Annotated in this window: 19 protein-coding genes, 1 pseudogene and 1 riboswitch; of the genes and pseudogenes, 11 read left to right on the forward strand and 9 right to left on the reverse strand. The window is 64.5% G+C overall.

Annotated elements, in window-relative coordinates:
* Window positions 1-28 precede the first annotated feature (28 nt).
* From ACH2CW_RS05065 to panC, 11 genes and pseudogenes are all read left to right on the forward strand, one after another.
* Window positions 29-2227, forward strand: a complete 2199-nt coding sequence (locus ACH2CW_RS05065; protein ID WP_395055751.1) for a filamentous hemagglutinin N-terminal domain-containing protein — start codon at window positions 29-31, stop codon at window positions 2225-2227.
* Window positions 2228-2242: 15 nt separating this feature from the next.
* On the forward strand, window positions 2243-3040 hold the full coding sequence (locus ACH2CW_RS05070) for a hypothetical protein (protein ID WP_395055752.1): 798 nt from the start codon (window positions 2243-2245) through the stop codon (window positions 3038-3040).
* A 69-nt stretch (window positions 3041-3109) separates the two neighbouring features.
* Window positions 3110-3223, forward strand: a riboswitch (TPP riboswitch).
* 94 nt (window positions 3224-3317) lie between these two features.
* A complete protein-coding gene (gene thiC, locus ACH2CW_RS05075) occupies window positions 3318-5219 on the forward strand; it encodes a phosphomethylpyrimidine synthase ThiC (protein ID WP_395055753.1) in 1902 nt (633 codons plus the stop codon).
* A gap of 28 nt (window positions 5220-5247) precedes the next feature.
* A complete protein-coding gene (gene thiO / locus ACH2CW_RS05080; RefSeq protein WP_395055754.1) occupies window positions 5248-6312 on the forward strand; it encodes a glycine oxidase ThiO in 1065 nt (354 codons plus the stop codon).
* 125 nt (window positions 6313-6437) lie between these two features.
* Window positions 6438-6647, forward strand: coding sequence for a sulfur carrier protein ThiS (gene thiS, locus ACH2CW_RS05085; protein WP_395055755.1), 210 nt, complete (start codon window positions 6438-6440; stop codon window positions 6645-6647).
* A gap of 2 nt (window positions 6648-6649) precedes the next feature.
* Entirely contained in the window at window positions 6650-7432 is a 783-nt protein-coding gene (locus tag ACH2CW_RS05090; RefSeq protein ID WP_395055756.1) for a thiazole synthase, read from the forward strand.
* 8 nt (window positions 7433-7440) lie between these two features.
* A complete protein-coding gene (locus ACH2CW_RS05095) occupies window positions 7441-8628 on the forward strand; it encodes a thiamine phosphate synthase (RefSeq protein ID WP_395055757.1) in 1188 nt (395 codons plus the stop codon).
* Between the two features lie 14 nt (window positions 8629-8642).
* Window positions 8643-9056 (forward strand): annotated as a pseudogene (gene panD, locus ACH2CW_RS05100) (aspartate 1-decarboxylase).
* An 11-nt stretch (window positions 9057-9067) separates the two neighbouring features.
* Window positions 9068-10084 carry a biotin synthase BioB gene (gene bioB, locus ACH2CW_RS05105; protein WP_395055758.1) on the forward strand — a complete coding sequence of 339 codons (1017 nt, stop codon included), beginning with the start codon at window positions 9068-9070 and terminating at the stop codon, window positions 10082-10084.
* A complete protein-coding gene (gene panB, locus ACH2CW_RS05110) occupies window positions 10081-10953 on the forward strand; it encodes a 3-methyl-2-oxobutanoate hydroxymethyltransferase (protein WP_395055759.1) in 873 nt (290 codons plus the stop codon). The genes bioB and panB overlap by 4 nt, the downstream gene beginning before the upstream one ends.
* Window positions 10954-11018: 65 nt before the next feature.
* Window positions 11019-11864: a pantoate--beta-alanine ligase gene (gene panC / locus ACH2CW_RS05115; RefSeq protein ID WP_395055760.1), complete on the forward strand. Its 846-nt coding sequence runs from the start codon at window positions 11019-11021 to the stop codon at window positions 11862-11864.
* Between the two features lie 66 nt (window positions 11865-11930).
* Here the strand turns inward: panC and ACH2CW_RS05120 are convergent, their stop codons facing one another.
* The 9 genes from ACH2CW_RS05120 to ACH2CW_RS05160 all read right to left on the reverse strand — a co-directional run bounded on the left by ACH2CW_RS05120 (window position 11931) and on the right by ACH2CW_RS05160 (window position 20469).
* On the reverse strand, window positions 11931-12275 hold the full coding sequence (locus tag ACH2CW_RS05120) for a hypothetical protein (protein ID WP_395055761.1): 345 nt from the start codon (window positions 12273-12275) through the stop codon (window positions 11931-11933).
* A gap of 19 nt (window positions 12276-12294) precedes the next feature.
* Window positions 12295-12723 carry a phage holin family protein gene (locus ACH2CW_RS05125; protein ID WP_395055762.1) on the reverse strand — a complete coding sequence of 143 codons (429 nt, stop codon included), beginning with the start codon at window positions 12721-12723 and terminating at the stop codon, window positions 12295-12297.
* Window positions 12724-12750: 27 nt separating this feature from the next.
* A complete protein-coding gene (locus ACH2CW_RS05130; RefSeq protein WP_395055763.1) occupies window positions 12751-13053 on the reverse strand; it encodes a YqjD family protein in 303 nt (100 codons plus the stop codon).
* A 126-nt stretch (window positions 13054-13179) separates the two neighbouring features.
* On the reverse strand, window positions 13180-13953 hold the full coding sequence (locus ACH2CW_RS05135; RefSeq protein WP_395055764.1) for a type III pantothenate kinase: 774 nt from the start codon (window positions 13951-13953) through the stop codon (window positions 13180-13182).
* A gap of 65 nt (window positions 13954-14018) precedes the next feature.
* A complete protein-coding gene (locus ACH2CW_RS05140; protein WP_395055765.1) occupies window positions 14019-15461 on the reverse strand; it encodes an amidase in 1443 nt (480 codons plus the stop codon).
* A gap of 28 nt (window positions 15462-15489) precedes the next feature.
* A complete protein-coding gene (locus ACH2CW_RS05145; protein ID WP_395055766.1) occupies window positions 15490-16989 on the reverse strand; it encodes a M81 family metallopeptidase in 1500 nt (499 codons plus the stop codon).
* Window positions 16986-18632, reverse strand: coding sequence for a dipeptide ABC transporter ATP-binding protein (locus tag ACH2CW_RS05150; RefSeq protein ID WP_395055767.1), 1647 nt, complete (start codon window positions 18630-18632; stop codon window positions 16986-16988). Before ACH2CW_RS05150 ends, ACH2CW_RS05145 begins: the two co-directional genes overlap by 4 nt.
* Window positions 18629-19516, reverse strand: a complete 888-nt coding sequence (locus ACH2CW_RS05155) for an ABC transporter permease (protein WP_395055768.1) — start codon at window positions 19514-19516, stop codon at window positions 18629-18631. The genes ACH2CW_RS05150 and ACH2CW_RS05155 overlap by 4 nt, the downstream gene beginning before the upstream one ends.
* Window positions 19516-20469 carry an ABC transporter permease gene (locus tag ACH2CW_RS05160; RefSeq protein ID WP_395055769.1) on the reverse strand — a complete coding sequence of 318 codons (954 nt, stop codon included), beginning with the start codon at window positions 20467-20469 and terminating at the stop codon, window positions 19516-19518. The genes ACH2CW_RS05155 and ACH2CW_RS05160 overlap by 1 nt, the downstream gene beginning before the upstream one ends.
* Window positions 20470-20516 lie beyond the last annotated feature (47 nt).

The following is a 20516-nucleotide window of genomic DNA, read 5'->3' on the forward strand; positions in this document are numbered from 1 at the left end:
CCTACTGACAAGTTTTGAAGGACACCCCATGAACCACATTTACCGAACCGTCTGGAGCACCAGATCCGGCACCTGCGTCGCCGTCGCCGAGAACGCAGCAGGCAAGGGCCGCGGGAAGTCGTCCGGCGCCGGCAGTGGCGCGAGCCGATCGCGCTTTGCGTTGAGTCTCTTGCCGGCCTGTCTGATGCTCACATTCGGGAGCATCGCTCACGCCCTGCCCGCCAACGGTGTGGTTGCAGCCGGCTCCGCCACTATTTCCAGCACCGCCTCCACCATGACCGTCCAGCAATCCACCGCCAACGCGGTGATCAACTGGCAAAGTTTCGGCATTGCCGCCGGCCAAACGGTGCAGTTTGTGCAGCCCGGCAGCACCTCCGTCGCCCTGAACCGCGTGCTGGGCGCCGACGCCTCCAGCATCCTCGGCAACCTGTCGGCCAACGGCAAGGTTTTTTTACTCAACCCGAACGGCATCATGTTTGGCAGCGGCGCACAAGTCAACGTCGGTGGCCTGGTGGCAACCACCATGAGTCTCAGCGACGCAAAATTCATGTCCGGCGACTACAGTTTTGCCAACGCCGGCAACGGTACGGTAGTGAATCAGGGCACGATCAATGCAGCCGACGGGGGTTATGTGGCACTGATGGGCAAAACTGTCATCAACCGGGGCGTGATCAGCGCGCACCTGGGAACCGTGGCGCTGGTCGGCGGCCAGGCGGCGACACTCGATCTCGCCGGCGACGGGCTGCTCCGGGTGTCGGTGACACAAGGCGCAGTCAACGCGCTGGTGGACAACGGTGGCATCATCCGCGCCGATGGCGGCAAGGTGCTGATGACCGCGCAAGCGGCGGGCAGCCTGTTGCACACGGCGGTCAACAACACCGGGGTGGTTCAGGCCCAGACCATTGGAAGCCGCAACGGCACCATCCTGCTGTTGGGCGACATGAGCACCGGCACCATGGACGTGGGCGGGACACTGGACGCCAGCGCACCGAACGGCGGCAACGGCGGGTTTATCGAGACATCGGCGGCAAACGTCACCATCAGGGACGGCGTTCGGGTCACCACCCATGCGCCGCAGGGGCTGATGGGCACCTGGCTGATCGACCCGCAGGACTTCATCATCGGTGCGGGCGGCAACATCTCGGGTGCCACCCTCTCTGCCCAGTTGGTCAACAACAACGTCAACATCACCACGGCACCCGGGCCCGGCAATGGCGATATTTTCGTTAATGAAGTGGTGAGCTGGGTGGCTGCCGGTACCCCGACGACCCTCACACTGAACGCCGACCGGGATGTGAACATCAACGCGGCCGTGACGGCGGTGGACGGGAATTTTGTGGTCTGTTGCGGTAGGGACATCAATGTGAACGCTGCCATCACCACCACCCGAGGCAGCGTTTCCCTGAGCGCTGGCCGCAATGTCAACCAAAACGCAGCCATCACGGTCACCGACGGCAATCTGATGATGTGTGCTGCCAACGATGTCAACGTCAACGCCAAGATCACCCTGACCCGGGGCACCAGCATTCCTTCCCGCAGTCTGGGCATACCGCTGGGCCTGACGCTCACGTCAGATACCGACGGCACCGGTCCCGGCGTAGCCGGTGGCACGGTCATCATCAATGTCAGCGGTGCAGATCGTCCAACCGTCACAGGACCGAATGCACCGGTCACCATCAACTACAACCCGACTTCGTACACAACACCAACGGACTACGCGCCCAAGTTCATCCTCACGGACAGCATCCTGACCCAACGTATGCTGGTGTTTCCTGAAGTCACGAAAACGTTCGACGGCACCACCACGGCCACGCTGGTCTCCCTGAAGGGCAACCCGGCAGGTGTCAGCCTGATCGCGGACCCCGGCAGCACCGCCACCTTCAGCACCGCAGCGCCGGGCATAGGCAAAACCGTGAGCTTTACCGGTTACCGCCTGGGCGGCCCCAATGCCAATCAATTTGCGCTGGCGACGGCGTGTTGCGGCCCGATTGTGAGCAAGACCACAGGCACCATTACCCCGGCGCTTCCTTTCATGAGCCTGGCTGCCATTGCTCTGGCCAGCTTTGCCCGCTTCCCCTCCAACTTGATGCCAGCACCCTTTGCCGACACCAGTGGTGTGTTTGTCGCGCTGGCGGAAGAAGAAGAGGTGGTGCCTACCGCCATTCCCTTCCTTCCGCCAAGGCCTTATATCGCACCGCGTTACGCACCCCGGCCCGTTCGCAACTAGAAGCCGACATTCGCTGTGAACCGTCGCGCAAACCCCGAACATGTCGCCCGGCCGCACCACGTGGCTTACAAGCTGATCGCGCTTGCCCTCAGCGGCGGCTCGGCCTGGGCGAGCGACCGGGCGCCCAAAGTTGAAATGGAGGGCGAACGGCAGGAGATCAGTGTGCCAGCCGTACTCCCGCAAAGTTTGCCAACGGGTCCGCCGCGACGAGCCGGCCTTGGGCAAGAGCAGGCATCTGCCCCAGCGGTACAGCTTGCCGACTGGGTGGTCGACTCGCGCGACAACCAGGACATGCCCTTCATGATCATCGACAAGGTCAACGCTCGGGTGCTGCTGTTCGATCCTTCAGGACGCCTGCGCGGTGCGGCAGCCGCGCTGCTGGGCCAGGCACGCGGCGACGACTCCACCCCCGGCATCGGCGAGCGACCGCTCTCCAGCATCCTGCCTGCCGAACGGACCACCCCCGCCGGCCGGTTTGTGGCCTCGCTGGACCGCGACACGCGCGGCCAGGAGTTGCTCTGGGTGGACTACAACACCGCGCTTGCCTTGCATCGTGTGGTCAAGGGCAAGCCCTCGGAGCAGCGTGCAGAGCGGCTGGAGAGCGCCACACCTTTGGACAACCGGATCTCCTACGGCTGCATCAATGTCCCAGCGGCTTTCTACGACAAATTTGTAGGTCCAACCTTCTCCGGAACCAGCGGCGTGGTCTACATCCTCCCGGAAACTCGCAGTGCTCGAGAGGTATTCGGGTCCTATGAGGTCACCAGGCAGCGACCTCAGCTTGCAGCATCAGCCTCCAGCGGCGTCAGATAAAAAGAGCCCGCGCCGATCTGACATCCAGAAACACGCGCAGCTTGACCGGATCGGTTCAGGCACTAGAATGGCTTTGCTCCGGGGTGCAGCCCGACCATGGTGGTCGGGCTGCTGAGATGGCCAACCCAAACCCGTGAACTTGAATCGGTTCGTACCGACGTAAGAAGAGCTGACTGCCACCGCTTCCCGGCTGACCAGTCAACGACCACCACCCGCGCGGGTGCCTGGCCACACCTTCGGAGCATTTTGTGTCAAGTGACACGTGAAGGATGCTCCGATGAACGCTCCCGACAAGTTCGCCCAACTGCTCTCGCAAACCCGCGAGCCGTTTCCGGCCTCACGCAAGATTTACGTGCCCGGCCTGTTGCACCCGGACCTGCAGGTACCGATGCGCGAAGTCAGCTTGAGCAACGGCGAATCGGCGACGCTTTACGACACCTCCGGGCCCTACACCGACCCGACCGCCGACATCGATGTGCGCCGTGGGCTGGCAGCCTTGCGCACACCGTGGATAGCCGCGCGCGCCGACACCGAGATTTACACCGGCCGCGCAGCTCAGGCGGTGGACGACGGCACGCGCCGCGAAGACCGCACCGATCCGTCGGACCCGGAAACCCAGCGCATTGCCGCCCTGCGCGCCCAGGCTGCCGGCCTACAGCGCACACCGCGCCGTGCCAAGGCTGGCGCCAACGTCAGCCAGATGCACTACGCGCGGCGCGGCATCATCACGCCCGAGATGGAATACATCGCGCTGCGCGAAAATACGAAACGCGAATGGATGGCCGAGTACCTCGGTGATGCCGAACGCGCCACCCGCGTGCGCGGCAACCCGATGGGGGCGCAGTTGCCCGAATTCGTCACGCCCGAGTTTGTGCGCGACGAGGTGGCGCGCGGCCGCGCCATCATCCCGGCCAATATCAACCATCCCGAGCTGGAGCCGATGATCATTGGCCGCAACTTCCTGGTGAAGATCAACGCCAACATCGGCAACTCGGCCGTCACCTCCAGCATTGAGGAAGAAGTTGAAAAACTGGTCTGGGCGATTCGCTGGGGTGCCGACAACGTGATGGATTTGTCCACCGGCAAAAACATCCACACCACGCGCGACTGGATCATCCGCAACTCGCCGGTGCCCATCGGCACGGTGCCGATCTACCAGGCGCTGGAAAAAGTCGGCGGTGTCGCCGAAGACCTGAGCTGGGAGATTTACCGCGACACCTTGATCGAGCAGGCCGAACAGGGTGTGGACTACTTCACCATCCACGCCGGCGTGCGCCTGCCCTTCATCCCGATGACGGCCAATCGCCGCACCGGCATCGTCTCGCGCGGCGGCTCCATCCTGGCCAAGTGGTGCATGTCGCACCACCGGGAAAACTTTCTGTACACGCACTTCGAAGACATCTGCGACATCATGAAGGCCTACGACGTGAGTTTTTCGCTGGGCGACGGCTTGCGGCCCGGCTCGGGCGCAGATGCCAACGACGAAGCCCAGTTTGCCGAGCTGCGCACCCTGGGCGAGCTCACAAAAATCGCGTGGAAACACGATGTACAAACCATGATCGAAGGCCCCGGCCATGTGCCCATGCACATGATCCAGGCCAACATGGACGAGCAGCTCAAGCATTGCCACGAAGCGCCGTTTTACACCCTGGGCCCGCTGACCATCGACATCGCGCCGGGTTATGACCATATCTCCAGCGCCATCGGCGCGGCCATGATCGGCTGGTACGGCACGGCCATGCTGTGTTACGTCACACCCAAGGAACACCTGGGCCTGCCGGACCGCGAGGACGTCAAGCAGGGCATCATTGCCTACAAGATCGCCGCGCACGCGGCCGACGTGGCCAAGGGCCACCCGGGCTCGCGCGCACGCGACGAGGCGCTGTCGAAGGCGCGCTTCGAATTCCGCTGGCACGACCAGTTCAACCTGTCGCTGGACCCGGACACAGCGCGCGAATTTCACGACGAAACCCTGCCCAAGGAAGTCAGCAAGGTGGCGCATTTCTGCTCCATGTGCGGGCCGAAATTCTGCTCGATGAAAATCAGCCAGGAAGTACGCGCGTTTGCGGCGCAACAGGGCTTGGACGAGGCCGCGGCGCTGGCGCAGGGAATGCAGGCAAAATCGGCCGAGTTCCGCGACGGCGGCAGCGAAATCTACATCCCCATCCAGAAACTTTGAACCCACGCTGACAAGGGCGGACACATCCATGCACATCGGTATCGCAGGCGCAGGCCTGTTGGGGCGGCTGCTGGCTTTCGAGCTGGCCAGGACCGGCCATTCGGTCGAGGTTTTTGACCCGGCGTCCGGACCGCAGGCCCCTGGCGCAGGTGTGTACGCCGCCGGCTGGACGGCGGCAGGCATGCTCAGCCCCACAGCCGAGCTGGAGTCGGCCGACGAAAACGTCTTCGCGCTCGGCTTGCGTTCCCTGGAACTCTGGCCAGGCATCGTGGCGGCGCTGGACCAGCCGGTGGAGTTGCACCGGCGCGGCAGCCTGCTGCTCGCGCACCGCGGCGACGAAGGCGCGGCCCGCCGCGTGGTGGACCTGCTGCTGCACAAGGCGCCGGCAGGCCACGCGCCGCAGCCACTCGATGCGGCGGCGCTGCGTCAACTCGAACCGTCCATCCACGGCGCGGTCCAGGCCTGGCTGCTGCCGCACGAAGGGCAGATCCACAGCGTTCAGGCCATGGCGGCGCTCGCCCATGGGGCCCATGCAGCCGGTGCGATTTTCCACTGGGGTGTCACGGTGCAGCGCCTGCAGGCCGGAGAAATCCACACGCACCGGGGTCTGAAAAAATTCGACTGTGTGTTTGATGTGCGCGGCACTGGGGCTCGGCCCGCGCTGACAGAGCGCTCGCCCAGCGATGGCTTCACACCAGAGGTGCGTGGCGTGCGTGGCGAAATCTTCTGGCTGCATGCGCCCGGTGTGACACTGCAGCGCCCGGTGCGTTTGCTGCACCCGCGCCACCGCGTTTACCTGGTGCCGCGCGAAGGCGATCACATCGTCGTCGGCGCCAGCGAAATCGAGAGCGAGGACCGTTCGCCGATCTCGCTGCGCAGCACGGTCGAGTTGCTGGCGGCCGCGCACAGCATCATCCCGGAACTCGCCGAGGCACGCGTGGTTCATTCCGAAACCAATCTGCGCCCCGCGCTGCCCGATAATCTGCCGCGCGTGGAACAGTCTCCCGGCCTGGTACGCATCAACGGCCTGTTCCGCCACGGCTGGCTGATCGCACCGGCGCTGGTAGAACAAACGCTTAATAACCTGGCATGACACGCTACGATGGAATCACCACCCCTGTCTGTCATCCCGAACGCGATCCGGCTCCATCCCACAGGAACCACTGTGCTGGCTCGCACGCATGGATTGCGGGTCAAGCCCGCAATGACAAATAAAACATGATCTCCATCACCATCACCGTCAACGGCGAAGCGCGGCAGTTGCCGACTGGCAGCACGCTGGCCGACGCACTGGCGGCCAACGGCCAGCCAGCCGCCTCCTTCGCGAGCGCTGTCAACGGCGAATTTGTGGCGCGGGATGCGCGCGCCACCCAGACGCTCGCCGACGGCGACGCCGTTTTCACATTTCAGGCCATCACGGGAGGCTAGACATGAATTTCCAGATCGCGGGCGTTGAACTCGAGAGCCGCTTTTTCCTTGGCACTGCCAGCTACCCCTCACCGCAGGTGCTGCAGGCGGCGATTGCCGCCTCCGGCGCGGAAGTGGTGACTGTCGGACTCAAGCGTCAGATGGCGTCTGGCGGCGCCAGTACACAAAACGATTTCTATTCGATGATCCGCGCCAGCGGCGCCCGCCTGTTGCCCAACACCGCCGGCTGTCGCAGCGCGCGCGAAGCCGTCACCCTGTCGCAGATGGCGCGCGAGCTGTTCGGCACGAACTGGATCAAGCTCGAAGTGGTCGGCGACGAACACACGCTGCAGCCCGACCCCTTTGAGCTGATCACTGCTGCGACCGAACTGGTCCGCGACGGCTTTGAGGTGTTCCCCTACTGCACCGACGATTTGGTCAGTTGCCAACGCCTGCTGGACGCGGGCTGCCGCATCCTGATGCCCTGGGGCGCACCGATCGGTTCGGGCCAGGGCCTGATCAACCCCTATGCCTTGCGCACACTGCGCGCGCGCCTGCCCGATGTGCCGCTGATCGTCGATGCCGGCATCGGCTCTCCGGCCGATGCGGTGCAGGCCATGGAACTGGGTTACGACGCCGTGCTGCTCAACTCGGCCGTGGCCCATGCGCGCGACCCGGTACAAATGGCGCGCGCGTTCAAACTCGGCATTGAGTCCGGACGGCTGGCCTGGGAGGCCGGAATCATGGCCCAGCAGGACATGGCGGTTGCATCCACCCCGGTGACTGGCCGGCCTTTTGTACTGTGAGCGTCGCCATGAATTCCACGGTCTGGACTTTTGTTACCAACGCGCAGCAGATTCAACAACGCATCTTGCAGATCAGCGCGTCGCCGGGCCCAGTCCTGCTGTGCCTGAATCGCCACGAAGCCGCCACTTTGCTGGGTCTTCCCACACTGGGCCAGCCGGAGATCGTGGCGCAGGCTGCTGCGCGTTTGCGCTCCGCCCTTGGCGCATCGGTCGTGATCACCGGCGAGGACGGTGACTATGCCGACACGCCGCAAGCCAGCGGCTGGCTGAGCTACCCCTCACGCCGCCTCACCCATGCCGGCGGGGACAACGTGTTCGTCGACGCTGTCACGCGAGCGCTGACCCAGGGTTTTGTGGTCATCGACGCTCTGGTGATCGCCTGCATGGCAAGAAGCGACGCCCTGAGCCAAACTGCTGGAACGATCTCGCTGCAGCCACGCCCCGACTTTGCGCAGCGCAGCGACAATCTGCCGTTTTTCAGCCTGCCCCAGGCGACAACCGTCAGCGGTTTCGCGGCGCTCAGCGACGCGGACCTGGACCTGTACGCCGTGGTCGACAGCGCCGACTGGGTGGCGCGTGTGGTAGCCGCCGGCGTGCGCACGGTGCAACTGCGTATCAAGGACGCAGAGGGTGAACAGCACAGCGCAATGGTGCGCGAGGAAATTCGCCAGAGCATTCGGGCCACCACCGCCACTGGCGCCCAGCTGTTCATCAACGACCACTGGCAGCTCGCCATCGAGGAGGGCGCTTACGGCGTGCACCTGGGCCAGGAAGACCTGCACATTGCCGACCTGGCCGCGATCAGCCAAGCCGGCCTGCGGCTGGGCATCAGCACCCATGCCTACTGGGAAGTCTGCCGCGCCTGGGCGCTGCAGCCGAGTTACATCGCCTGCGGGCCGATCCACCCGACCCAGGCCAAGGCCATGCCCTGGATCCCGCAGGGCAATGACAACCTGGCCTACTGGTGCAAGCTGCTGCCTGTGCCGGTGGTCGGCATCGCCGGCATGGACGTGGCACGCACGGAAGAGGCTGCCGCGTGCGGCGCCGCCGGTGTGGCGGTGATCAGCGGCATTACCGCGGCCGCTTCGCCGGAGACAGCCATCGACCAACTGCAAGAAGCCCTGCGGCGTGGTCGCAGCGGGCCGTCAGCCAGCGCGCCGCTGCTACCCAAATCCACCCTTTCACCCTCTGTTTGACAATAGAAAACACCATGCAACGCACTTTATTGGCCGGCAAAATCCACCGTGCGACCGTGACCCAATGCGAGCTGCACTACGAAGGCTCCTGTGCCATCGACGACGACCTTCAGGAAGCTTCCGGCATTGCCGAGTTTGAGCAAATCCACATCTGAACCATCAACAACGGCGCGCCTTTTGAGACCTATACGATACGCGCCCAGCGCGGCAGTGGCACCATCTCGGTCAACGGTTCGGCGGCTCGCCAGACGGCTGTTAGCGACCTGGTCATCATTGCAGCGGTTGTTCAGTTGCCGGCAGACCAGATGGCCGGCTTCCAGCCCAAACTGGTGTTTGTCGATGAGGCCAATCGTATCGGGGGAGAACGCCCACAATTGCAATGCAGGGTTTGTAGCCGACCGCAGCCCTGTCCCATGTCCGTCGTTTGAAAGAATCAACCATGTCCAGCGTTATTGAACAACCCGTCACCCTGCACCCGCCGCGCCAGACCGCCCCCACCCGCCCCAGCTCACGCTGGAGCATCGACGCCATCGAAGCGCTGTTCAACCTGCCCTTCCCCGAGCTGATGCACCAGGCGCAAACCGTGCACCGTGAAAATTTCGATCCGTCGCGGGTCGAATTTGCCACCCTGCTGTCTGTCAAAACCGGGGGTTGCCCGGAAGACTGCAACTACTGCCCGCAAGCGGCCCGTTTCGACACCGGCGTGGAGGCCACCAAGCTGATGGAGCCGGAGGAGGTGAAGCTGGCGGCGCAACGCGCCAAGGACGCCGGCGCCACGCGTTTTTGCATGGGCGCGGCCTGGCGCGCGCCGAAAGACCGCGACATTGAAAAAATCGCCGAACTGGTGCGCACGGTGAAGGCGCTGGGCCTGGAAACCTGCGCCACCCTGGGCATGCTGGAAGACGGCCATGCGCAAACGCTACAAAGCGCAGGCCTGGACTACTACAACCACAACCTCGACAGCGCGCCCGACTTCTACGGCGACATCATCACCACACGCGACTACCAGGACCGCCTCGACACCCTGGCGCGCGTGCGCAGCGCAGGCGTCAAGGTCTGCTGCGGCGGCATTGTCGGCATGGGCGAAACCCGGCGCCAGCGCGCCGGCCTGGTCGCCGAGCTGGCGAATCTGACGCCATACCCCGAATCGGTGCCCATCAACAACCTGGTCAAGGTGGAAGGCACCCCGCTGGCGGATCAGGCCGATCTGGACCCGTTTGAATTCGTGCGCACCATCGCGGTCGCACGCATTACCATGCCGAAGGCGCGCGTGCGCCTGTCAGCAGGCCGCCAGCAAATGGGTGACGCGGTGCAGGCCCTGTGTTTCCTCGCCGGCGCCAACTCCATCTTTTATGGCGACAAGCTGCTGACCACCGGCAACCCGGACACCGGTGCCGATGTGGCCTTGCTGGAGCGACTCGGCATGACGCGTTCAGCCCCCGAAGCACAGCCATGACACAACCGTCGGCCAGCCCCTACGGTACGCTGCCCGCCGCACCGCCCGCGGCGATGCGCAAGCCCATCAGCCTGCCGCGCCTGCGCGAGATGCATGCACGGGGCGAAAAAATCACCATGCTGACGGCTTACGACGCGACCTTCGCCGCAGTGGCGGACGCGGCTGGTGTCGAATGTATTCTGGTTGGCGATTCGCTGGGCATGGTCTGCCAGGGACTGAGCAACACGGTCGGCGTCACGCTCGAAGCCATGCGGCACCACACCGAGTGTGTGGCGCGCGGCCTGCGTCGCGCCCAGGGCACAGCCTGGCTGATCGCCGATCTGCCCTTTGGCAGTTATCACGAATCGAAAGAACAGGCCCTGCACAGCGCCACCGTGTTGATGCAGGCCGGCGCGCACATGGTCAAGCTCGAAGGCGGCGGCTGGACCACCGACACCGTGTTTTTCCTGGTGGAGCGCGGCATTCCAGTCTGCGCGCATCTGGGCCTCACACCGCAAACCGTACATGCCTTGGGCGGTTATCGCGTACAGGGCCGGGGCGATGAAGCGGCAGCCACCCTGCGCAGCCAGGCGCACGCGCTGCAGGATGCCGGCGCGGCCATGCTGGTGCTGGAGATGGTGCCGGCCGCCCTCTCCGCAGCGCTGACGAAGGAACTCACGCACTGCGCGACCATCGGTATAGGCGCCGGCGTGGGCACCGCTGGCCAGGTGCTGGTCTTGCACGACATGCTGGGCATGAATCTCGGAAAAATGCCGAAGTTCGTCCGCAACTTCATGGCCGAGGCCCACAGCGTGCAGGGCGCGATGCAGGCTTATGTGCAGGCTGTCAAGGAGGGCTGCTTTCCGGTCGACGCTGTCCACGCGTGGTGAAATTAAGGCCGCCACGCTGTCACTTGTATAGTCGCCCCTTCTGAACTGCAACCCTCCCGAACCGCATGAAAATCGTCCACACCATCGCCGACCTACGCGCCGCACTCGCACCTTTCCAGCGCCCTGCCTTTGTAGCCACCATGGGCAATCTGCATGATGGCCACATCGCGCTGGTGGACCAGGCCAAGCCGTTGGGCGACGTGACGGTGGCCAGCATTTTTGTGAATCGCCTGCAGTTTGCACCGCACGAGGACTTCGACAGTTACCCGCGCACTTGGGAGGCCGACTGCGACCGGCTGCGCGCCGCCGGCTGTGATGTGCTGTTTGCGCCGCGCGAGACCGACCTCTACCCCGAGCCGCAGACCTACAAGGTGCACCCGCCGGCAGAACTCGCCGACATCCTCGAAGGCCACTTCCGTCCCGGATTTTTTGTCGGCGTCAGCACCGTGGTGATGAAGCTGTTTTCCTGCGTGTTCGCCGGCAAGCCCGAAGGCGTCGCGATGTTTGGCAAGAAGGACTACCAGCAGGTGATGATCGTGCGGCGCATGGTGCAGCAGTTTGCCCTGCCGATCAGCATCGTCCCCGGAGAGACGCTGCGTGCGGCCGACGGCCTGGCGCTGTCCTCGCGCAACGGCTACCTCAATGCGCAAGAGCGCAGCGAAGCAGTGGAGTTGTCGCGCGCATTACAAGCGCTGGGCCAAGCCGTGAAGACGCAGGGCATGGCGCAACGCGAAACGCTGGAAATCGAAGCGATGCTGGCCCTGAGCGCGCGCGGCTGGAAGCCTGACTACCTGACCGTGCGCCGCCGCGCCGATCTGCTGCCGCCCAACGAGGGCGACACCACCACACTTGTGGTGCTGGGCGCGGCCAAGCTGGGGACAACGCGCCTGATCGATAATCTTGAAGTTTGAGGCCGTGCATCGATTTTATGCATCGAATCGGCCTCCAGCCCATGTCCTGCGGGCGTGAGCTGCTATCTATTCAGGAGCGTCCGAAGTTGACTGCGGAGCGACATGTTGAGAGGCCTGCGCACCCTGCCCGGCCAGCCACTGCCAGGCTTTCCACGCCACAAAGACGGCGCCTGCAGCCAAGGCCCCGTAACGCAGCACCGGCCTGCGCGCGCCCGCAAGAGCCAGCGAGAGCAAAGGGCTGAGCAACGGAGCGCGTTTGAGCAAGCCGAGCACCAGTGGCACACCCCGGCCCATCGCCAGAGCCGGCGCCGCCTTGCCAAACACAGTTACCGACTGCCTCACTGCGGTCAGGGCGTAGGCCAGTTCAGCACGCTCAGTGGCCGAGCGCAGCAGCAGCAACTGCTTTCTCATGGCCCTCTGTTTCGCGGCCTCACGCATGGGTATCTTTGCCAAGCGGCACGTCGCCGGTCGAGGCGGACTGCAACGCCTCGCGGTCCCGCTCCATTTCGGCCAGCGTGGCTTGCAGAAATGGCGGCCGCGTGGCCAGCATGCGCTGCACGCGCCACACGAACCAAGCCGCCAGGCCCAGGTAGCCGACCGCAAAACAAGCCAGCACGGTCACACGCTGGTCCGCATCGACAGCCAGCACCACCAGCAGGGTCGCTGTCAGCACACCGACCAGGCCGAACACCAGCAAGCCCAGCAGGCTCATCAACAGTCCGACCAGCCGCTGCAACTCTTCTTCCAGCTCGACACCCGCCAAGGCCAGGCGGGTATGGGCCATGGCCAGCGCAGTCAATGCGAGCTGACGCAATGAAGCCAGCAGGCGCGGCGGTGTGCCGGTTTCAGAGGTGTTCATGCGGCAGGGTCCCGGTGTTTGCCGGGACTACTTGCGGTTGACCAGCAAGCCGATCACAAAGCCGGCCGCAGCGGCGATACCGACAGCTTTCCACGGGTTGGCGTGGACATACTCATCCGTGGCCTTCGCGGCTTCCTTGCCTTTGAGCAACGCCGCCTCCTGCAGACCGGTGAGCTTTTCGGTCGCGAGCTTGAGCTTGCCGGCCGCTTTTTCACGCAAGGCGGCAGCAGTCTCGCCTGTGGCGGCGGTGGCGGCCTTGAGCAAATCCTCCACATCGGCGAGAACGAGCTTCATGTCGGTGATCAGTTTGTCTTTGCTGGTGTTGTCCATGGCGGGCTCCAAAAGAGGTGGAAAAACAGGTGGTGATCATCAGACCGGGCATGACCCCGCTTGCAAAAATCAGTTTATCCCAGCTGCAAAGCTGCAGCGCAAACCGCTTTCATGCAGTCTCGGATATCAATGCTCGACCGGAAACCGCCGTGACGCAATCTCCAGCAAACCATCAAAAATCAGGCCTTCCACCAACTCGAACTTCACCGACATGCTGGGCCCCATCTTCCATCCCGCGCCGCCGGTCATGATGCATTCGGGCGCCTCGCCGCAATGCCGCGTGACGTTCTCCACCATGCGTTGAACGGCGCCAGCAATGGCAAAGGTGCCGCCACTGGTCAGCGCGTCGCTGGTGTTGGTAGGGAAATCTTTCACGTCACCGGTCGGGACATGCAGACCGGCGGTGCCGGACTCCAGCGCGCGCAGCATGATGCCGTGGCCGGGCAGAATGATGCCGCCAAGAAATTTTCCTGACGCATCAATGGCCTCGACCGTGACTGCGGTGCCCACCATCACCACCACGCAGGGCTTTTGAATGTCCCGTGCCAGCAGGCGGTGCCGGGCACCTATCATGGCCACCCAGCGGTCGGCACCGAGGCGCGCCGGGTGGTCATACCCATTGGTCACGCCGGCTTCCTGGGCACTCGGGATGACCCAGCGCGGAGCCACATCCCAGAGTTCCATCTGTTCGATGACACGCCGCTTGACCGCGTCGCCGGCCACGATACAGCCGAGGATGCGCGACGGCGGGGGCAGACCGCTCCACTCGTCGTCGGCAAGTTTGTCGATATTCTCGAGAAATACGGCGCCGTGGGCCAGCACCCGCGCTCCCGAAACCGGGGCCTCGTACTGGGCCCACTTCAGGCGGGTATTGCCCACGTCAAGTGCTAGAAAAGTCATGTGACAGGATTATGAACAGGTTCTGGCCTGTCAACGGGAAGGGCTTACCTGAAGGACCCTGTCACTCAGTGCGGCGTCACCGGCCGCGCAAAGTCCACCGTGCCAGCTCGTGCAGCTTCATAGGCCCGCGAGGCCCGCAGCACCAGTGCATCACCAAACATGGGGCCGACAAACTGCAGGCCGATCGGCAAACCATCGGTGGTCATCCCGCAAGGCACGGTGCTGGCGGGTTGCTGGGTCAGGTTGAAGGGGTAGGAAAACGGCGTCCAGCCCAGCATGGTCACCGGGTCCATGGGGGAGTGCCCGGCCGGCCGCGCCTCAAAGGCCGGCACCGCCACGCTGGGCGTGACCAGCAGGTCGAAGCGCTGCATGAACTGGCGCATCTGCGAGCCCAGCGCGCCGCGCTGCAAATGCAGGCGCTGGATATCGAGCAGGCTGAGCTTTTCGCCCAGCAGCGCCTCAGCGCGGAAGTCCGGGTCGGTCAGCGCCTGCTGCGCTGGGCTCAAGGTGTTCCAGACGGTCCAGGCGCCCGCAAACCACAGGCCAGTGGTGATCTCCAGCGGATCGTCGAAACCGGGGTCGATCTGTTCAACGTGCGCGCCCAGCTCCGACAGTTGCGCAACGGCCTGCGCGACTGAACGCGCCACCTCGGGATGCACGTTTTTGGCAAAGCCCAGTGTCGGCGACCAGGCGATGCGCAAGCCGCGGATGCCGTCTTCCAGTCCCAGCAGGTAGTCGCTGCTGTCCGGCGGCAACGAGGTCCAGTCGCGCGCGTCGGGCTTTTTCAGCACGTTCATCATCAGCGCCGCATCTGGCACGCTGCGGCTGTGTGGCCCCAGGTGCGCGACCGATCCAAACGGTGACAGCGGATAGGCCGGCACCCGGCCGAAACTCGGCTTGAGGCCCACGTTCCCGCAAAAGGCCGCCGGGATGCGCACCGAACCGGCGCCGTCGGTGCCCACGGCGAGCGGCCCCATGCCGGAGGCCACAGCGGCGGCAGCGCCACCCGAGGACCCGCCCGGTGTTTTTGACAGATCCCACGGATTGCGCGTGATGCCGGTACGCGGTGAGTTGGTCTCGCCCTTGCACCCAAACTCTGGCGTGTTGGTCTTGCCGAGGATGACGGCGCCGGCTTCACGCAGGCGCGCCGTGGCCGGCGCATCCACGTCCCAGGGCTGGTCGGGATCAACCGTCTGGCTGCCACGCAGCGTGGGCATGCCGCGCGTCAGGATGATGTCCTTGATGGATACGGGCACACCGTCGAGTTCACCGCAGGGGGCGCCGCCTTTGCGAAATTTCTGCCAGCGCGTTTCGCTGCCACGGGCAGCCTGCAGCGCCGTCTCGTGCGCCACCAGGCAAAACGCATTGAGTTGTGGATTCAGCGCGTCAATCCGGGCCAGCACCGCACGGGTGGCGTCCACTGGTGAGGCCTCACCTGTTTGATAAAGCTGCAGCAGTTCAGTGGCGGTGTAGTCGGAAAGATCGGTGCGGGGGGCGGAGAGCGTCATCGGATACTCCAAAAACTGGAATTTCGAGCTAAGGCTTGCGCCGCATCGAAGCAGGCAAGTTCTTCCACGGCAAATCGGCCGGATCGGCCGCCATCGGGCCAGCGGCCTTGGCCACAATGATGTCGGTTTTTGCATCAGCCACCAGCGGCGTAAAGTCCGCGCGGAAGTGGTTGGAGCTTTTGACCACGATGATTTTCATGGCTTCGGGTGTTATGCCGACCATGCGGAACAATTCTCGGTCCAGCATCTGCATCTGGCCACTGGCCACGGCCACCAGCACACCGTCGATCTCAAGGCAGGCGCAAGGCCCGAGCGTCGCGGCCATGCCGGTCATCATCGGGCCCTTGAGAGTCACCTGGCCGTCGCAAAGTGCGCGCACCCGGAAATCGCCGGTCACCGGCGGATCGCTGCGCTGGCCGGTGAAGGTCGGCACCGCCTGCCCCAGGCTGAGCGACACGGTCGCGCCCACGCCAGCAGCAAACGCGGCTTGCGCAGCGGCGGGGTCAAACATCAATCCCAACGCCACCTGACCGGGGAACTGCCGGCCTGCGCCTTGCGCGAGCAGCGCATGCAAGAGGCCGGTGGTGTTGCTGCTGCCGCCGGCGCCGGGATTGTCCTGGGTGTCGGCGATCACCAGCGGCGTGTGCATGGATGCCGCGCGAGTCAGCACATGCGCGACCGCATCTCGCGCCGGCAAAAAATCCAGCGTCCATTGGCTGGGCTCGGCGACGCGCGCATACAGGTGCTCCAACGCCTCCTGCGCACGTTCGCCATGGGCCCAGACCATGGGGCCGCACTCGTCGAAATCCGAGGCCGGAAAACCCATGCAAAAACTCAGTCGGACATTGAACTCTTCATCTGCCGCCGTCAGCGCCTCGTACAGCCCCTGCGCAGGCGCCATCCAGGTGCTTTGTGCGTTGAGCGGGATCAGAAAAGGCAGGCGCCGGAACTGGACCTCTTCCTTGCGGCCTCCTGCTATCCTGCGCGCCAGCAATTCGGCGGCCAGCGCACCGGTCGACGCCATGTCAACGTGCGGGTAGGTGCGGTAGGCGACCAGGGCGTCCGCTTGCGTCAGCATGGTTTTGGTCACATTGGCGTGCAGGTCCAGGCTGGCGACAATCGGAAGGTCTGGTCCGACCAGCTTGCGAATGCGGTCTATCAGTTCACCTTCGGTATCGGCCACGTGTTCCGCCACACCGGCGCCGTGCAGGTCAAGATAGACCGCATCAAAACCGCCCCTGGCGACATCGGCCAACACGGCAGCGCTGATCCGTTCAAAAGCATCCTGCGTCACGTAGGAAGATGGCGAGGCCCCGCACCAGCTTCCCGGCAGCACCTGCCAGCCGCGCGCCCGGGCTGCGACGATAAAGCCGCTGGCCGGCAGGTTCACGCCGCTGAGCTGGTCCAGCATGGCCTGGCCTTGCATGAAGGCCGGAAACACATCACCGCGGTTGAACGCGTCCCAGTCGGCTTTCAGGGGTGCAAAGGTGTTGGTTTCGTGCTGGTAGCCGGCGACAAGGATTTTCAAAAAGCAGCTCCGGGCGCGGCAGCCAGCAGCCGGCGCGTGTAGTCATGTTGGGGGTGGGCATAGAGCTCGGTCGTCGGCCCTTCTTCGACAATTTGTCCCTGGTGCATCACGATGACCCGGTCGCACAACTGGGCAGCGACACGCAGGTCATGGGTAATGAACAGTAGACCCAGGCCGAGCTCGGCCTGGATCTCACGCAGCAGGCTCAGAATTTGTGCCTGTACGCTGACGTCAAGCGCACTGACGGCCTCGTCCGCCACCAGCACACGCGGCCGGCAGGCCAGCGCGCGCGCGATCGCGATGCGCTGGCGCTGGCCGCCCGAGAACTGGCTGGGGTAGCGCTGCAAGCCTTCGACAGGCAAACGCACCTTGTCCATCAGGCTGGCGGCCAGCGCCAGGGCCTCCGCGCGGCTGGCCCCGAAATTGATCGCGCCTTCAATGATGGAATCGCCCACTTTGCGGCGCGGATTGAGCGAACGGTTCGGGTCCTGGAACACCACCTGGACCTGGCTGCGCAGTGGCCGGAGCCGACCTTCGGTGAAACTGGCGACATCGGTCAGCGCGCCGTCCGCATCCTTGCCAGGGGCGCGCCACAACACCTGGCCGGCGGTCGGGTCGATCAGGCGGATCAGGCAACGCGCCAGCGTCGATTTGCCGGACCCGGACTCGCCGACCACCCCCACCGTTTCGCCGGCCGACACCGCCACCGAGGCAGCCTGCAAGGCCTGCGTGAGGCGCTGGCGGCCCAGCCAGTCGCGCGCGACATAGGTCTTGCTGACGTCCTGCCCGCGCAGCAACGGCGGCCCCTGAGGCGCCGGGCGCGCCGGCGGTGGTGTCATGCCAGGCACTGCGGCAAGAAGCATTTTTGTGTAGTCAGCCTGCGGGTTGCGCAGCACGGCGTCACGCGTGCCGTACTCCACGGCCCGCCCCTGGTTCATCACCAGCACCTCGTCGGCAATGTCGGCCACCACACCCATGTCGTGCGTGATGAACAACACGGCGCAGCGGTGGCCGCCCGACAGGTCGGCCTGCAACTCCTCGATCAACTTGAGGATTTCCTTTTGCGTGGTGACATCGAGCGCCGTGGTCGGCTCGTCGCAGATCAGCAGGGCCGGCTGCAGGATCACCGCCATGGCGATCACGATGCGCTGACGCTGGCCGCCCGAGAGCTGATGCGGGTAGCTGCGCAGCATGCGCTCCGGCTCGGGCAGTTTGACCCGCTGCAGGATGTTCAGCACCGCTTCGCCGCGCCGCCTGGCGTTCCAGTCGGTGTGCTGCCTGAGCAGCTCGTCAATCTGGTCGCCGCAGCGCATCACCGGATTCAGCGCCGTCATCGGCTCCTGGAACACCATGCCCATGGCCTGGCCGCGCAAGGCGCGCAGGCGCTGCGGGCTGGCATCGAGCAGGGATTCCCCCTGCAGCACGATACCGCCCGGACCAGGTTTGAGCTCGCGCGCCAGCAGGCCCATGACAGCCGTAGCCATGACTGATTTCCCAGATCCCGATTCGCCGACCACACACAGGGTCTGGCCGGCGTGGATGCGCAAGCTGATGTCTTCCACCGCATACGCGCGGTCGCTGCCGCTTGGGAGGGCCACATGCAGCTTGTCGATGACGAGAACGGGTGCGACAGCTGTGCTCATGGACTGCGCTTTGAAAACTTCGGATCGAGCACATCGCGCAGCCCATCGCCCAGCAGGTTGATGGCCAGTACGGTGGGCACCAGGAACAGCGCCGGGAACAGCACATTGCCAGGGTACTGGGTGAACTGCACCCGGCCCTCGGCCATGATGTTGCCCCAGGTCGGGATGTCGGCGGGCAGCCCCAAACCGAGAAAACTCAGGATCGCCTCGGTCAACACGGCCGATGCGGCCACAAACGTGCCCTGGACAATCAGTGGCGCCATGGCGTTCGGCAGGATGTGCCGCCACAGAATCACCGGGGTCGGCGTCGCCAGCGCGCGTGCGGCTTCCACAAACGGCTCCTCACGCAGCGTCAGCACCATCGAACGCACCAGGCGCGTGACACGCGGAATCTCCGGGATCGCGATCGCCACCACCACGGTCCAAAGTTGCGCGCCCAACGCGGCCACCAGCGCGATCGCCAGCAGGATCGCCGGAATCGCCATCAGCCCGTCCATGAAACGCATCAGCACGGCGTCGACAATACGAAAGTAACCCGCCAGCATGCCCAGCAGAGCGCCGACCCCAATCGCCACAACAGCGGTGAAAGCCGCCACCAGCAGCGACGTGCGCGTGCCGTAGATCACCCGGCTGAAAATGTCGCGGCCAAAGTTGTCGGCGCCCATCCAGAAAGTGTGTGGGACCACCGTGCCGTCGCGTTGCGCAAAGTCGCCGCGCACGCCTGCAGCGGTATTGATGTGGGCCGAATCCATGGCAGCAGGGTCTACCGTCCCCAGCACTGGCGCCAGCGCGGCCAGCAGCAATAGCACGCCAATCACACCGGCGCCGAAGCGAAACGCACTGTTGCCCCAGAGCCTTCGCCAGAGAAGTAGCCCGGCGCCCATCAGTAACGGATCCTCGGGTCCAGAAACAGGTAACTGACGTCCACCAGCAGATTCACCCCGACATACAGCAAGCTGAAAAACAGCACCAGCCCCTGGATCACCGGAAAGTCGCGGTTCAGCACCGCGTCGACGGTCAGAGAGCCCAGGCCGGGAATCGAATAAACCGTCTCGGTCACCACCACGCCCCCGATCAGCAGAGCCACACCGATACCGACCACCGTGACGATGGGCACCGCCGCATTGGCCAGCGCATGGCGCATCAGCACCGCTGATTCGGCCAGGCCTTTGGCGCGCGCGGTGCGGATGTAGTCTTCCGTCAGAGCCTCCGACACGCTGGCGCGCGTGACACGGGCAATCAGCGCCACATAAATCATGGCCAGCGTGATCCAGGGCAGCACCAGCTGGCGCGCCCAGGCCCAGATCCCCTGCCCGTCGCCACCGAACAGACGCCGGTAGCCTTGCACCGGAAACCACTCCAACTGCACGGCAAACACGTAAATCAGAAGGTAGCCGGTAACAAACACCGGAATCGAGAAACCCGCCACTGAAAAACCCGACAGCAGCCGGTCCAGCCAGCCGCCCATGCGCCAGGCAGCGATGGTGCCCAGCGGCACCGCCACCAGCACCGCCATCACCAGGGTGCCGGCAGCCAGGCTCAGCGTGGGCTCCAAGCGCTGCGTGATCAATTCGGTGACGGGGCGATTCAGGTAGAAGGAGTACCCGAGATCGCCCTGCAATACACCGCCGAACCAGATCCAGAACTGGGTCAGCAGCGGCTTGCTCAACCCCAGGGTCTCACGGATTCTTTCGATGTCTTCATTGGTCGAGTTGTTACCGGCAATCACAGCCGCAGGATCACCCGGCGTGAGCCGCAGGATCAGGAACACGACGATGGCCACCACCAGCAACACCGGGATGGTCGCCAGCAGGCGTTGCAGCAGGAATCTCAGCATGGGGATTTGTTGGCGGACGGTATCTTGGTTGTCATGCCGGATCTGAT

The sequence above is a fragment of the Polaromonas sp. genome, assembly GCF_043778355.1.
Taxonomy (GTDB): domain Bacteria; phylum Pseudomonadota; class Gammaproteobacteria; order Burkholderiales; family Burkholderiaceae_C; genus Polaromonas.

What these genes read in the sequence shown, in the direction of transcription:
- ACH2CW_RS05065 (WP_395055751.1), top strand. Translation starts at nt 29, where the DNA reads ATGAACCACATTTACCGAACCGTCTGGAGCACCAGATCCGGCACCTGC.
- thiC (WP_395055753.1), top strand. Translation starts at nt 3,318, where the DNA reads ATGAACGCTCCCGACAAGTTCGCCCAACTGCTCTCGCAAACCCGCGAG.
- thiO (WP_395055754.1), top strand. Translation starts at nt 5,248, where the DNA reads ATGCACATCGGTATCGCAGGCGCAGGCCTGTTGGGGCGGCTGCTGGCT.
- thiS (WP_395055755.1), top strand. Translation starts at nt 6,438, where the DNA reads ATGATCTCCATCACCATCACCGTCAACGGCGAAGCGCGGCAGTTGCCG.
- ACH2CW_RS05090 (WP_395055756.1), top strand. Translation starts at nt 6,650, where the DNA reads ATGAATTTCCAGATCGCGGGCGTTGAACTCGAGAGCCGCTTTTTCCTT.
- ACH2CW_RS05095 (WP_395055757.1), top strand. Translation starts at nt 7,441, where the DNA reads ATGAATTCCACGGTCTGGACTTTTGTTACCAACGCGCAGCAGATTCAA.
- bioB (WP_395055758.1), top strand. Translation starts at nt 9,068, where the DNA reads ATGTCCAGCGTTATTGAACAACCCGTCACCCTGCACCCGCCGCGCCAG.
- panB (WP_395055759.1), top strand. Translation starts at nt 10,081, where the DNA reads ATGACACAACCGTCGGCCAGCCCCTACGGTACGCTGCCCGCCGCACCG.
- panC (WP_395055760.1), top strand. Translation starts at nt 11,019, where the DNA reads ATGAAAATCGTCCACACCATCGCCGACCTACGCGCCGCACTCGCACCT.
- ACH2CW_RS05120 (WP_395055761.1), bottom strand. Translation starts at nt 12,275, where the DNA reads ATGAGAAAGCAGTTGCTGCTGCTGCGCTCGGCCACTGAGCGTGCTGAA.
- ACH2CW_RS05125 (WP_395055762.1), bottom strand. Translation starts at nt 12,723, where the DNA reads ATGAACACCTCTGAAACCGGCACACCGCCGCGCCTGCTGGCTTCATTG.
- ACH2CW_RS05130 (WP_395055763.1), bottom strand. Translation starts at nt 13,053, where the DNA reads ATGGACAACACCAGCAAAGACAAACTGATCACCGACATGAAGCTCGTT.
- ACH2CW_RS05135 (WP_395055764.1), bottom strand. Translation starts at nt 13,953, where the DNA reads ATGACTTTTCTAGCACTTGACGTGGGCAATACCCGCCTGAAGTGGGCC.
- ACH2CW_RS05140 (WP_395055765.1), bottom strand. Translation starts at nt 15,461, where the DNA reads ATGACGCTCTCCGCCCCCCGCACCGATCTTTCCGACTACACCGCCACT.
- ACH2CW_RS05150 (WP_395055767.1), bottom strand. Translation starts at nt 18,632, where the DNA reads ATGAGCACAGCTGTCGCACCCGTTCTCGTCATCGACAAGCTGCATGTG.
- ACH2CW_RS05155 (WP_395055768.1), bottom strand. Translation starts at nt 19,516, where the DNA reads ATGGGCGCCGGGCTACTTCTCTGGCGAAGGCTCTGGGGCAACAGTGCG.
- ACH2CW_RS05160 (WP_395055769.1), bottom strand. Translation starts at nt 20,469, where the DNA reads ATGCTGAGATTCCTGCTGCAACGCCTGCTGGCGACCATCCCGGTGTTG.